Source organism: Streptococcus sp. 2022WUSS037 (assembly GCF_044427225.1).
Classification (GTDB): Bacteria; Bacillota; Bacilli; order Lactobacillales; family Streptococcaceae; genus Streptococcus.
Genome location: NZ_JAOTGJ010000010.1, coordinates 1 through 13,752, shown reverse-complemented (window position 1 = coordinate 13,752; position 13,752 = coordinate 1). Strand labels below are relative to the sequence as shown.

At 42.6% G+C, this 13,752-nt stretch carries 14 protein-coding genes and 1 pseudogene; 14 read left to right on the top strand and 1 reads right to left on the bottom strand.

Annotated features, from left to right (window positions below; genetic code table 11):
* Positions 1-43 precede the first annotated feature (43 nt).
* The 13 genes from ODU55_RS05445 (at position 44) to ODU55_RS05385 (ending at position 12,450) form a co-directional block, all read left to right on the top strand.
* Positions 44-733 carry a gamma-glutamyl-gamma-aminobutyrate hydrolase family protein gene (locus tag ODU55_RS05445; RefSeq protein ID WP_398582165.1) on the top strand — a complete coding sequence of 230 codons (690 nt, stop codon included), beginning with the start codon at positions 44-46 and terminating at the stop codon, positions 731-733.
* 152 nt (positions 734-885) lie between these two features.
* Positions 886-1,743 carry a MetQ/NlpA family ABC transporter substrate-binding protein gene (locus tag ODU55_RS05440; protein WP_172052460.1) on the top strand — a complete coding sequence of 286 codons (858 nt, stop codon included), beginning with the start codon at positions 886-888 and terminating at the stop codon, positions 1,741-1,743.
* Between the two features lie 155 nt (positions 1,744-1,898).
* The gene (locus tag ODU55_RS05435; RefSeq protein ID WP_398582164.1) at positions 1,899-3,266 is read left to right on the top strand and encodes a M20/M25/M40 family metallo-hydrolase; all 1,368 of its coding nucleotides are present in this window, start codon (positions 1,899-1,901) and stop codon (positions 3,264-3,266) included.
* Positions 3,259-4,323 (top strand): methionine ABC transporter ATP-binding protein, encoded by a 1,065-nt coding sequence (locus ODU55_RS05430; RefSeq protein ID WP_398582162.1) that lies wholly within the window; start codon positions 3,259-3,261, stop codon positions 4,321-4,323. The genes ODU55_RS05435 and ODU55_RS05430 overlap by 8 nt, the downstream gene beginning before the upstream one ends.
* Positions 4,324-5,016 (top strand): methionine ABC transporter permease, encoded by a 693-nt coding sequence (locus tag ODU55_RS05425; RefSeq protein ID WP_029179347.1) that lies wholly within the window; start codon positions 4,324-4,326, stop codon positions 5,014-5,016.
* 285 nt (positions 5,017-5,301) lie between these two features.
* A complete protein-coding gene (locus ODU55_RS05420; protein ID WP_398582161.1) occupies positions 5,302-6,213 on the top strand; it encodes a hypothetical protein in 912 nt (303 codons plus the stop codon).
* A gap of 18 nt (positions 6,214-6,231) precedes the next feature.
* Entirely contained in the window at positions 6,232-6,861 is a 630-nt protein-coding gene (locus ODU55_RS05415; protein WP_398582160.1) for a hypothetical protein, read from the top strand.
* Between the two features lie 193 nt (positions 6,862-7,054).
* Positions 7,055-7,759, top strand: a complete 705-nt coding sequence (locus tag ODU55_RS05410) for a B3/4 domain-containing protein (protein WP_398582159.1) — start codon at positions 7,055-7,057, stop codon at positions 7,757-7,759.
* Positions 7,760-8,025: 266 nt separating this feature from the next.
* On the top strand, positions 8,026-8,505 hold the full coding sequence (locus ODU55_RS05405) for a DUF1398 domain-containing protein (RefSeq protein WP_398582157.1): 480 nt from the start codon (positions 8,026-8,028) through the stop codon (positions 8,503-8,505).
* 206 nt (positions 8,506-8,711) lie between these two features.
* The gene (gene glyQ / locus ODU55_RS05400) at positions 8,712-9,629 is read left to right on the top strand and encodes a glycine--tRNA ligase subunit alpha (protein ID WP_394718506.1); all 918 of its coding nucleotides are present in this window, start codon (positions 8,712-8,714) and stop codon (positions 9,627-9,629) included.
* On the top strand, positions 9,629-11,665 hold the full coding sequence (glyS, locus tag ODU55_RS05395) for a glycine--tRNA ligase subunit beta (RefSeq protein ID WP_398582156.1): 2,037 nt from the start codon (positions 9,629-9,631) through the stop codon (positions 11,663-11,665). The genes glyQ and glyS overlap by 1 nt, the downstream gene beginning before the upstream one ends.
* 9 nt (positions 11,666-11,674) lie before the next feature.
* A complete protein-coding gene (locus ODU55_RS05390) occupies positions 11,675-11,932 on the top strand; it encodes a DUF896 family protein (RefSeq protein WP_398582155.1) in 258 nt (85 codons plus the stop codon).
* Between the two features lie 134 nt (positions 11,933-12,066).
* Positions 12,067-12,450, top strand: coding sequence for a hypothetical protein (locus tag ODU55_RS05385; RefSeq protein ID WP_398582154.1), 384 nt, complete (start codon positions 12,067-12,069; stop codon positions 12,448-12,450).
* Positions 12,451-12,602: 152 nt separating this feature from the next.
* Here ODU55_RS05385 and ODU55_RS05380 read toward each other — a convergent pair.
* Positions 12,603-13,628: pseudogene (locus ODU55_RS05380) on the bottom strand (MATE family efflux transporter); the annotation flags it as partial.
* Positions 13,629-13,672: 44 nt separating this feature from the next.
* On the opposite strand from ODU55_RS05380, the gene ODU55_RS05375 reads away from it, so the two are divergent.
* On the top strand, positions 13,673-13,752 hold an 80-nt coding region (locus ODU55_RS05375), incomplete at its 3' end, for an IS630 transposase-related protein (RefSeq protein ID WP_226314317.1).

Here is a 13,752-nt window from a genome sequence, read left to right as displayed (position 1 = left end):
TCCATCGTGTTACAATGTAAAAAATCACAGAAAGGAGTTTCTTATGGGAAAAGTCATTATTGGAATTTCAGGAAATGAACAAGAATTTCCAACAAAATCTGGTCGGGTTTACGTGACAGTTGCACGTGAATTGGCAGATAGTGTTCGTCAGGCAGGTGGTGTTCCAATGGTCATCCCGATGGGAACTCCGGATTTAGCCAAAGACTATATCGGCATGATTGATAAGTTGATTTTATCAGGTGGTCAGCATGTTGACCCAAGTCTGTATGGGCAAGAACGTTTAATTGATAGTGATGATTACCTATTGGAGCGTGACGAATTTGAATTGGCTTTGATTAAAGAAGCACTCCGCCAAGGGAAACCGATTTTTGCGGTCTGCCGTGGCATGCAGTTGCTCAATGTCGCACTTGGTGGTAGCTTGGAGCAGGAAGTGGTGGATCATTGGCAAGACGGAATTGAAGGGACTTCACATCGTTTGCAGGTCAAGCCAAAAAGTCGTGTCAGTCAATTATTTGCTCAGGGAAGTTCGATTAATTCCTTCCATCATCAGCGGATCAAAGATTTGGCACCTGGTTTGGTGGCAACTGGTCTGGATCCGAGAGACGGTACGATTGAGGCCTATGAAAGCAAGGGCAAGCAGGCCCTGTTTGGGCTTCAATGGCATCCAGAATTTCTATACAATGACTGCAAACAGCATAGAAACTTATTTCAGTATCTAGTCGATGTGTTTTAAAGAGGGGCTTCCCTCTTTTTATTGTCAATTCTTATAATTGCAAGGGTATTTGTTATAACGAAAAGTTATAACTTTCTATAAAAAAAGTCAATTAGTCAGAAAGAAAATTCTGTGTTAAGATAGATACAGTTCTAATTTAAGGAGATCATTTTATGAAATTAAAAAAATTGTTTAGTTTGGCAACAGCTGCTTTATCAGTAGGTGTACTTGCTGCATGTGGTAGCTCGTCTTCTAGCTCTTCATCCGATTCTTCAGCAACAACTGTTCGTGTGGGTGTGATGAGTTTGAGCGATTCTGAGCAAGCTCGTTGGGATAAAGTTCAAAAAATTCTTGGTGATGAAGTGAAGTTGGAATTCACTCAATTTACAGACTATTCACAACCAAACAAGGCAGTAGCTGAAAATGAGGTAGACATCAACGCCTTCCAGCACTACAACTTCTTGAACAACTGGAATGAAGAAAATGGTGAGGACTTGGTTGCTATTGCGGATACTTATATCGCACCAATCCGTCTTTACTCAGGTACAGCTGATGGAAAAAACAAGTACACTAAAGTGGAAGAAATTCCAGATGGTGCAGAAATTGCGGTTCCAAATGACCCAACAAACGAAAGTCGTGCTCTTTACCTTCTTCAAGCAGCTGGTTTGATCAAGGTTGGTGTATCTGGTACAGAATTGGCAACTATTGCTGACATTACTGAAAACAAGAAAAACTTGAAAATTACTGAGTTGGATGCAAGCCAAACAGCAAGTTCACTTAGCTCAGTTGATGCAGCAGTTGTAAACAACACATTTGTGTTGGAAGCTGGTTTGGATTACAAAAATGCCCTTTACAAAGAGCAAAAAGATGAAAATTCAAAACAGTGGTACAACTTGATTGCAGCTCGTAGCGATTGGGAAAAATCAGAGCAAGCAGCAGCGATTAAGAAAATTATTGAAGCATACCACACGGATGAAGTGAAAAAAGTTATTGAAGAGACTTCAGACGGTATGGATGAGCCAGTTTGGTAAAATGTAAATAGGTTGAGGACTGGACAGAATTGTTCAGCCCTCTATCTGTTTTTATAGAGGTAAGAAAAATCTCTTAACCAGAGTTAGAAATGCGAGAAATTTTTGATTTTGGTTAGAAGATTTGCTTGATTTTTCATTGAGTATGAGGAGGAAGTATGGCAGATAGTAAAATTCAAGCCTTTGAACAAGATTCGATTATTCAGCACTATTTTGAAAAGTTGAAGGTCTTGATTTCAAAGAAATCTATTTTTGCTCAGCAGATTGGTCTCTTGGATGTAGCGACTTACTTGAAAGAGATGTTTGAAGAAGCTGGTGCAGAGGTTGTTTTGGATGATAGTTATGCAGCACCCTTTGTCATGGCTAAGTTTACAGCGACAGTCCCAAATGCCAAAACTTTGATTTTCTATAACCACTACGATACAGTGCCAGCAGATGCCGATCAGGTCTGGGAGAAGGGGAACCCCTTTGAATTGACCATTTCCGATGGCTATATCTATGGTCGCGGGGTGGACGATGATAAGGGGCATATTACAGCTCGTCTGTCAGCCTTGAAAAAATATCAGTCTAGACAGAATGGCCATTTACCAGTCAATGTGATTTTTATTATGGAAGGGGCAGAAGAGTCAGCTTCTGTCGACTTGGACAAATACCTTTCAAAATATAAAGAACATTTGCTCGGTGCTGATTTACTTGTCTGGGAGCAGGGGCATCGCAATAGCCTACATCAGCTAGAAATTGCTGGGGGAAATAAAGGAATTGTGACCTTTGATCTTCAGGTCAAATCAGCTGACTTGGATATTCATTCTTCCTATGGTGGTGTCATTGATTCGGCAAGCTGGTATTTATTATCAGCGCTTCAATCCATGCGGGCTGCAGATGGGCGAATTCTAGTAGAGGGCATTTACGAGCAGGTGCAAGAGCCAAATGAGCGTGAATTGGCCTTGGTGGAGGAATTTGCACTAGCAACCAGTCAGTCTATGAAAGACATTTATGGCTTGACCCTACCAACCTTGGTAGAAGACCGTCGTGAATTTCTGAAGCGTCTGTATTTTGAGCCATCTATTACCATTGAAGGCTTGTCAACTGGCTATCTTGGTCAAGGTGTTAAGACCATTATTCCAGCTCAGGCTTCTGCAAAAATGGAAGTTCGTCTGGTGCCTGGTTTGGAGCCACACGATGTTTTGGACAAGATTCGCCAGCATTTGAACAAGCACGGATTTGACAAAGTTGAGGTTATCTTTACTTTGGGGGAAATGAGCTACCGAAGTGATATGTCCCATCCTGCCATTGTCAATGTGATTGAATTGGCTAAAAAATTGACGCCAGAAGGAGTTGCTGTCTTGCCGACATCACCGGGAACAGGCCCTATGCACACCGTCTTTCATGCTCTAGGTGTGCCGATTGCAGGATTTGGTCTAGGAAATGCCAATAGCCGTGACCATGCAGGTGATGAAAATGTCAGCATCGCTGACTACTATAGCCATGTTGAATTAGTAGAGGAGTTAATTGCAAGTTATGAGTAAGGAAATGATTAAGCTAGATAATATTGATGTAACTTTCCAGCAGAAAAAACGCACCATCGAAGCGGTAAAGGATGTGACTATCCATATCAATCAAGGGGATATTTACGGTATCGTAGGTTATTCGGGTGCTGGGAAATCTACCCTTGTCCGCGTCATCAATTTGTTGCAGGTTCCTACAGCAGGTAAAATTACCATTGATGAGGATGTGATTTATGAGGGGGATCGGGTCACGCTTACCCCTGCTCAACTGCGAAGCAAACGTCGTGAGATTGGAATGATTTTCCAGCATTTCAACCTGATGGCTCAGATGACAGCAGAAGAAAACGTAGCCTTTGCCCTCAAGCATTCTGGCTTGAGCAAGGAAGAGAAGAAAGAAAAAGTTGCTAAGTTGTTGGACTTGGTTGGTCTTTCTGATCGTGCTGAAAACTATCCAGCTCAGTTGTCTGGTGGTCAAAAACAACGTGTTGCCATTGCTCGTGCCTTGGCCAATGACCCTAAAATCTTGATTTCTGACGAGTCGACTTCAGCCTTGGATCCGAAAACGACTAAGCAGATTTTGGCACTCTTGCAGGAGTTGAATGAAAAACTAGGCTTGACCATTGTCATGATTACCCACGAGATGCAGATTGTAAAAGACATTTGTAACCGTGTGGCTGTTATGCAGGATGGTCGCTTGATCGAAGAGGGTTCAGTTTTAGAAATCTTCTCTCATCCAAAAGAAGAATTGACACAGGATTTCATCAAAACAGCAACAGGAATTGATGAGGCCTTAGTGAAAATTTACCAGCAGGATATTGTTCAGAATTTGCCTGAGAACAGTATTTTGGTGCAACTCAAGTATGCTGGTTCCAATACGGATACAGCTATTGTCAATGATTTGTACAAATTTTATCAAGTATCTGCCAATATTTTGTATGGAAATATTGAGATTTTGGACCATACGCCAGTCGGTGAGATGGTAGTTATTCTCTCTGGCGAGCCTGGTCAGTTGCACCGTGCGATTGAGGCAGTGACGGAGGCGCGTGTGGAAGTGACAATTTTGAAAGGAGCAAACTAGATGTTAGAATGGATTCAAACGAATTTTCCAGATATTTATAAATTGGGCTGGGATGGTCAGACAGGTTGGTTAACACATTTTAATTTGACCCTCTATATGACCTTTGTTTCCTTTGCTTTTGGTGGCTTTATGGGCTTGGTATCTGGTTTGTTCTTGGTATTGACTGGTCCTCGGGGTGTCATTGAAAATAAGACGGTTTATTGGATTTTGGATAAGGTGGCTTCGATCTTCCGTGCCATTCCTTTCATTATTTTGTTGGCGGCCATTGCTCCTTTGACAAAAATTATTGTTGGAAAAACGATTGGTACGGAGGCAGCTTTGGTTCCTCTTGCACTTTCAGTCTTCCCTTTCTTTGCTCGTCAGGTTGAGGTGGTCTTGTCAGAATTGGACCGCGGTGTCATTGAGGCCGCTCAGGCTTCAGGAGCGACTTTCTGGGATATTGTCCTTGTCTATCTGCGTGAGGGTCTGCCTGACTTGATTCGGGTGACGACCTTTGCCCTGGTTTCTCTGGTCGGCTATACAGCCATGGCTGGAGCTATCGGAGCAGGTGGTTTGGGACAGGTTGCCCTTTCATATGGTTACTTGCGTTACAATGATGATGTGACCTTCCTTGCAACATTTTTGATTTTGGTTATCATCTTTGCCATTCAGTTTATTGGTGATTTCTTGACCAGAAAGATTAGTCATAGATAAGTTATGTTTTGAGAGGACAAATTGGTCCTCTTTTTTGATGCAAAATACTTGACAAATTTCTTGTTATACTAGTATAACAAGGCTTGACTTTACAGCCAAGCCTTTCTAAAAAGCCAAAAATAGCGAGAATATATGTGTCCGAAATGCGGCAATCATCAGGCTATTAGAATTGGTGATAGTCACTTATATTGCTATTTCTAAATAGTACATATGTCAGAGGATATTTATTGATGTAGATATTACACTCATAAATGGATTGAAAAGAGATGGATTTTGGAGGTAAAAATGGCAACGTTTCTAGATCAAGAAGATTTGCAACTAATCGAACAATTTAAGGCAGAGAATTTGCAAAAGAAAAATAGGATTATTGAAGAGTATCGTTATTACGATATTCCCGACGGTTACAAGAGTGAAGCGGCTAAAGATGCCCCAACTTACGAGCATTACCTAATGAATAAAATAGTATTCTCGCCGGAAGATGAGAAAGCCGTTGGTGAATTAGGCGAGAACGCAGGAACTCTTGAAAGGGTTCGGCATCTGACTAGCCAAGTGATGACCTCTGAGGAATGGTACCGTTCTGTTTACGGAATAGGTTTCTTTGAAAAATTCAATGTGAATGAATTGAAGTGGTATCTTTATGATGCAGCAATTTTGATGAGTAGATGGGAATCAACTCTGCATTGGGAAAATGAGGTGCTTATTGCCTGGTCTAACAGGGAAAAAAAGGGGAATTGGATGTGGTGGATTCTTGGTTTGACCCTCTTCTTCGCTATTGGTGAATTGGTTTTCGGTAATGATAGGGCTGGCTATTTTCAAAGGAGTTTGACATTCTTTTTCTTGTCAGCTATTATCGGTATTTTTGCAAATAGAATGCGTCAGAAGAAGCAAGAAGATAGTGCAGTGATTAAACAAAGGCTTGAGGAAGTAAAAGAGTGTAAAAGTTGGCACTATCATAAAGCTCAGGAACATCCATTGATTATGCAACAGGGGCAACATAGTTCTTCATTCTTTTTTGAAACAATGCTTGGTTATGTCAATGAGGGGCGTGTCAATACCTTACAGGAAGCTCTAAATCTGTATCATCAAGAAAGTCAATATGACCAACTGTTGCGCCAACAAGCAGCCACACTACAGCGAGCAGAACAAATTCAACAGATGACTACATTTAATACCATTTACAATGTATTAAAAAAATAGAAATGGAGGTAAGGGGATATGGTATTCCGTAAAACAGCAAACGAATATGCTAAGAAAAATATAGGTGAACTTCAGCCCTATAAAGAAGGAACCTACATTGATTTGAACAATAATGTCTATTATTACGATGGCTTAGAGTATATAAAAATTGGATATGATAATCCTAATTTAGATACCTGGGTCAGTCTTGTTCCGCAAATAGGAGTGGGGGTTATCTTGGCGAATTTGTTTGCACCAAAAAGTTGTAAGGAGGATAGTTTTGATATTTGGACCTGGCTAATTGGTCTCTTTCTTGCACTTGTCTTTTTATGGTGGTATCGTTTGGTTGCTTTTGCTGGATACAAGTTGCTGACACTATTTATTCGACCAATTTTAGAATTTACAGAGAGAGCAAAACGGCTTCGTTTATTTTTACCATTCCTTTGGTTTGTTGAGGAGCCTGACAAAGATTTAGTAGATGTTGCTGCAGGGTCAACCATGCTAATTCCCTACATTATTTTGAGTATTCCTGTAGTGGCTTTGGCAAATTATGACGTTCCGGAATTAAAACCAGTTGGGTTTGTTTTGATTTTGTGTGCGCTCCTTTCGGCATTTTATATGTTCTTAAACGTTCGCATCAATAAAGATAATTTTGTGGATAAATTTTAACTGTATGATGGGTAACCTCAGGATAGATTTCCTAATTTTGAGATAATATTTGACATTCTTTTAGTGATTCTTTATAATGAAAGCAACCAAATATTTACTGCCACCGGGTAGTCATGCATCAGCATTTTATGAACATCGTTAGGTCATTGAAGATGTTCATAGGGTGCTGATTTTGTATAAAAGGAGTAAGAATATGTCACAATTTGTTGTTGATTCATCTTTTTGGAATCTATTTCCAGACGCTAAAATTGGAGTTCTATTATTGAAGGGTTATAAAACGCCATCAGAATCACCAGAAGATTTAGTGAAACTACTGGAAGAAAGTAATGAAATTGCCCAGAAATTTCTCACAGAAGATACTTTTAGTGAAAATGAAGTCATCCAAACGTATCGCCAAGCTTATCAAAAATTCAAAACAAAAAAAGGTGCACGTTCTAGTATTGAAGCACTTTTGAAGCGTTCTGCTAGTGACCGTCCAGTTTCGACAATCTCGCCCTTAGTGGATATTTATAATGCAGCAAGTTTGCATTTCGGTCTTCCATGTGGTGCGGAAGATATAGATACTTTTGTAGGCGATTTACATTTAACAGTTACCGAGGGTGGAGATGAGTTCTATCTGATTGGAGATGAGGTCAATCAACCAACCTTGCCAGGTGAGGTATGTTATAAGGATGATAAAGGAGCCGTTTGTCGCTGTTTCAATTGGCGCGATGGTGAGCGAACCATGATTACGGATGAAACAAAAAATGCTTTCTTGGTCATGGAGTTGGTCAATTCTGATAGAATAGAAGATTTGGAAAATGCCCTTGATTTTATCAGTCAACAAGCAGAAAAATTCTTGGGAGTAGTACCAGAAAAATATCTACTAGATTGCGATACGCCTGCAATAGCCTTGTAGGATTTGTTAGCGAGATTGTATTCGGATAAATAGTGGTCTTTCTAGACAAATGCTGATTTTTCTGCTACAATACTAAGCATGAAAGAAGGTTGTTTCAAAAGCCTGTCTAGCGAGCTTGGGAGAGTGAAAGCCAAGCCAGTCTTGAAATAATTGGCGCTTTCCCGGTCGTGACCATGTCCGACTCAATCAGAATCATACAAATGAAGTAATAAATTAGGGTGGAACCGCGTTCTCAACGCCCCTATGTCTGTTGACAGGGGAAGAGAATGTGGTTCTTTTTGTCTGCCGACCGAGTATTTCTTGTTTTTTATCTCAAGGTGAAAGACAGCTACTATAAAGAAAGGAGACCAATGTTCACCTTAGAAAATATCAATCGCGGTCATGAACAGTTTACTGGGCCTGATTTTCCCATACTGATTGCCTATTTTAAGGACTTGGGTATGGTGGAAAATACTGTGGATATCCAGTCTGGACAGGTTACCTATCGCTCACAAGCAGGGCAGACTCTGGAAAAGCGGGACTATCAAGTGACGATACCTGTTTCGGACCAAGCTAATCTGGACCAGTTTGTGACTATCTTACGCAATCATCAGGCTGGGCAAACAGATTTTCCAACCTTCTGCCAGGAAACAGCAGAAGCAGGCATTTACAAGTGGGTCATCGACCTAGAAGCCATGACCTGTTCCTACATGGACAAAGCAGAGCAGGTTGTTTTTGTGGAAACCGTACCTAGTGTGGAGAACTAGCAATTTTGAAATATAAATAGAAAGAGGATGTTATGTCAAAAAAACTTACTTTCCACAGCGTCAGTGGCATAGTCTCCTTTCAGTCGAATTGCCACACGCTCATCGCTAGGGCGACTGAGCTAGACGCTGTACTAGTTCGCCTTTCCTAGCGGTATCGGCTAGGAAGGCTCACGTCGCAAGAACATTTAAAATAGAAAGAGGATATTATGTCAAAAAAGTTGACTTTTCAAGAAATCATTTTAACCTTACAACAATTTTGGAATGAGCAGGGCTGCTTGCTCATGCAGGCTTATGATACGGAAAAGGGTGCGGGTACTATGAGCCCTTACACTTTCTTACGTGCCATCGGTCCTGAGCCTTGGAATGCGGCTTATGTTGAGCCAAGTCGTCGTCCTGCAGACGGTCGTTACGGGGAAAACCCAAACCGTCTCTACCAACACCACCAATTCCAGGTGGTTATGAAACCGTCGCCTTCTAACATCCAAGAACTTTACTTGGAATCTTTGGAGCGTTTGGGCATCAATCCTTTGGAACACGACATTCGTTTCGTTGAGGATAACTGGGAAAATCCGTCAACAGGTTCAGCTGGTCTGGGCTGGGAAGTTTGGTTGGACGGTATGGAAATCACGCAGTTTACCTACTTCCAACAGGTTGGTGGTTTGGCGACAGGTCCTGTCACAGCTGAGGTAACCTACGGTTTGGAGCGTTTGGCTTCCTATATCCAAGAGGTTGACTCCGTTTATGATATTGAGTGGGCTGACGGTGTTAAATACGGTGAAATCTTCATCCAGCCGGAGTACGAGCACTCAAAATACTCCTTTGAAGTATCAGACCAGGATATGCTGCTTGAAAACTTTACCAAGTTTGAAAAAGAAGCAGAGCGGGCTTTGGAAGAGGGTTTGGTTCACCCAGCCTTTGACTATGTGCTCAAATGCTCTCATACCTTTAACCTGCTCGACGCCCGTGGAGCTGTGTCTGTAACCGAGCGTGCAGGCTACATTGCCCGTATCCGTAAGCTTGCTCGTGTCGTTGCCAAAACCTTTGTGGCAGAGCGGAAGAAACTCGGCTTCCCACTTTTAGACGAAGCAACACGAGCAGAATTGTTGAAGGAGGACGCAGAATAATGACAAAGAATTTACTTGTTGAACTTGGCTTGGAAGAAATTCCTGCTTACATCGTAACCCCAGCTATGCACCAGTTGCGTGACCGCATGGCGACTTTTTTGACAGACAATCGCTTGGCTTTTGATAGCATTGATGTCTTTTCAACGCCACGCCGTTTGGCTGTTCGAGTGCGTGGTTTAGCGGACCAGCAGACAGACCTGACCGAAGATTTCAAGGGGCCTGCTAAGAAGATTGCCTTGGACGCAGACGGAAACTTCACCAAGGCGGCAGAAGGTTTTGTCCGTGGCAAAGGTCTGACGACTGCTGACATCGAATTCCGCGAGATCAAGGGGGAAGAGTATGTCTACGTGACCAAACACGAAGCTGGTCAGCCAGCTAAGGCAGTTTTGGCGGGCATTCCAGAGGTCTTGAAAGCTATGACCTTCCCAGTCAGCATGAACTGGGCATCCAACAAATTCGCCTACATCCGCCCTGTCCACACGTTGACCGTTCTCTTGGACGACGAGGCATTGGATATGGATTTCTTGGACATTTCGTCAGCTCGCATCAGCCGTGGTCATCGTTTCCTTGGCAATGAAACCGAGATTGCAAGTGCAGATTCTTACGAGGCAGACTTGCGTGCACAGTTTGTAATTACAGATCCCGCAGAGCGTCAAAATATGATCGTCGAGCAAATTAAGGCCATCGAGGACAAACATAATGTGACCGTTGAGATTGACCAAGACCTGCTCAATGAAGTTCTTAACTTGGTCGAGTACCCAACTGCTTTTATGGGCTCCTTTGATACCAAGTACTTGGAAGTGCCAGAAGAAGTCTTGGTGACTTCCATGAAAAATCACCAACGTTACTTCGTGGTGCGTGATAAGGCTGGCAAACTCTTGCCAAACTTCATTTCCGTCCGCAACGGTAACGACCAATACCTTGACAATGTCATCAAGGGAAATGAAAAAGTCTTGGTGGCACGTTTGGAAGACGGTGAGTTTTTCTGGCGTGAAGACCAAAAACTCAAGATTGCTGACTTGGTAGAACGCCTCAAAGTCGTGACCTTCCATGAGAAAATCGGCTCACTTTACGAGCACATGGAACGCACCAAAGTCATCGCAGAAAAACTGGCTGACTTGGCAGGCTTGTCTGCGGATGAAAAAGCGGATGTGGCACGTGCGGCGGACATCTACAAGTTTGACCTCTTGACAGGTATGGTTGGCGAGTTTGATGAATTGCAAGGGATTATGGGTGAGAAGTATGCCCTTCTTGCAGGAGAAAAACCTGCGGTGGCAGCAGCAATCCGTGAGCACTACTTGCCAAACTCAGCAGAAGGCGAATTGCCTGAGAGCAAGGTCGGTGCGGTCTTGGCACTGGCTGATAAATTTGACACCCTCCTATCCTTCTTCTCGGTTGGTTTGATTCCATCAGGCTCAAACGACCCTTATGCTCTTCGTCGTGCAACACAGGGTATCGTGCGAATCTTGGAAGCATTTGGTTGGGAAATTCCATTGGATCAGTTGATTGCGGAGCTCTACAGCTTGAACTTTGCCAGCATGACCTATGACAACCAGCCAGCTGTGATGGACTTTATCCGTGCTCGTGTAGAGAAGATGATGGATAAGAGCATTCCGAAAGACATCCGTGAGGCCGTGCTGGCTAGCTCAACCTTTGTGGTTAGACTACAACTGGCAGCCAGCTCTGCTATTTTCCAAAAATCAAAAGAGGCTGACTATAAGGAAGCCGTGGAAAACTTGTCACGGGTCTTCAACTTGGCTGAAAAGGCGGAGGCAACAGTGATTGACGAGGCCCTCTTTGAAAATGACCAGGAAAAAGCCCTTGCAGCTGCAGTGGCGAACTTGGAGTTGACAGAAGATATGGCGGGCAACTTGGACAAGCTCTTTGCTCTCAGCCCAGTCATCGCAGCCTTCTTCGACAATACCATGGTCATGGTAGACGACGCGGCGGTTAAAGCCAACCGTTTGGCTCTCTTGAAAGCCTTGGCGGATAAGGCTGCTGTAGTAGCAGTCTTCAATCTCTTGAACAGTAAGTAGGAGGCAAACATGGAACAAGCAAAAATCGATCGGATCAATGAATTAGCTAAAAAGAAAAAAGCTGGTACCTTGACATCAGAGGAAAAAGTTGAACAGGCTCAGCTAAGGGAAGAATATATTGAGGGGTATCGTCGAGCAATCCGTCATCATATTGAGGGGATTAAACTGGTTGATGAAGATGGTAATGACGTGACGCCAGAGAAACTCCGTCAAGTCCAACGTGAAAAGGGCTTGCATGGCCGTAGTTTGGATGATCCAAATTCCTAAGAATAAATGATAATAAACAAGGAAAGACTAGGTTTTCTAGTCTTTTTTGTGCTTTTGAGAACATGTATTTACTTGTTTGCTTAGTTTGTAAATGATAAAATAGATATAGATAAATAGATTCAGGAGGATTTGTCATGAAAAAACTGATGTATGCCTTGTTGGTGCTTGCCTATGTTACGGTCGCTTATTTGTCGGTCTACGTCCTTCCTCACTATTATTGTGGTGCAATTATAGGGGTGGCAGGAGCCAGTCTTGGAGCTAGTTTCAAACAGTTCAAGGAAGTGCGAGCTTGTCCTGACCAACCCTTGTTAGCCTATTTTAAGTGGGATAAGAAAAAGACAAGTAGTTTGTTATTGTTCCTTCTTGGAATCATCCTTTTTGTCAGCCTTGTGATGGAATTTAATTGGCAATATGGCATAGCTTTTGTAGTGGCGATTAGCTATGCTATGCTTTGGAATCTCCTTCATATCCAATTCCTAAGGAAATATTATTTTGGGAGTGGGAAAGAACTCGACTAGTCTAAAAAAGAGTTCGTCTTCCCACCCCCGCACAGTTGATTAGGTCAGATTTGGAGTGTGAAACACGAACAAATCTGCCAATCAACCACTGCGCTGAGATGTTGACACGAACTCTGAGAAGTGTGCTGGGCTTGAGCCCAGCGTTTTCTTTTCTAAATACTTTGTCCAGCTTTTAATTTTTTCATAAAGATGATGGAACTTGGAATCAGAACGATGATACTTCCGATCCAGGCAGCAGGGTTTGCGGCGGCAGTCCCATAAAAACCGAAATACTGCATGCCGATGATGGCGACTGCTGCTCGGAAAATCAATTCTCCAAAGCCTGCTAGTGTTGGGATAAAGCCCTTGCCAAGTCCCTGAATAAAGCTACGAAGAATAAAGAGGGAAGCAACAATCCAGTAACAAGAGCCGTTAATGATGTAGTAAACAAGAGCCAAGTCCAGCACTGTTTGACTGGCATTTGGCAGAAAGAGACCAGAGAAGAAGCGATTGCCCAAGATGAGAATGACCGCAAATACAATAGCCCAAACAATGTTCAGAAATAGGGAGTGGCGAACCCCTTCTCGGATTCGATCGTAGAGTTTAGCACCGTAGTTCTGAGCAGTAAAGGTTGCGATAGCCAAGCCCAGATTGACCATGGGCAGCATAGCCAACTGGTCAGTACGAAGGGCAATGGCCTGGGCGGCGATTGCGTCTGTCCCTAGTTGGTTGACCATAAACTGCAAGGTCATGGCTCCGATGGCGATAATACTGGCTTGAAATCCCATTGGAAAAGCAAGCTGGGCATGTTTCTTGAGATTACCTCTATCCAATTTTAAATCAGCTAGTCCGATATGATAGTGAGGTACCTTGTGGATAATGTAAAAAATAAGAAAGAGGACCGAACAGGCTTGGGCAAGGATAGTTGCAAAGCCAGCTCCGAAAACGCCCCAGTTCATGACTAAGATAAAGAAAAAATCCAGACCGATATTGATAAAACAAGCGATAACTAGAGCCAGTAGAGGTGTTTTAGAGTTTCCGAGACTGCGTAGGGCTGAAGACAGGAAATTATAAAAAATAGTAAAGGTCAATCCTCCAAACATGGCCGTTAGAAAGGCATGGGAGTGGTCGATGATACTCACAGGTGTTTGCATTAAGACCAAGATAGGTTTCAAAAAAGCTAAGGCTAAGACTGTTATAGTAAAATGAAACAAAAACAGTACATTTGTGGTATAATGTATTTATGGCATATTCATTAGATTTTCGTAAAAAAGTTCTCGCATACTGTGAGAAAACGGGCAGTATTACTGAAGCATCTGTTAT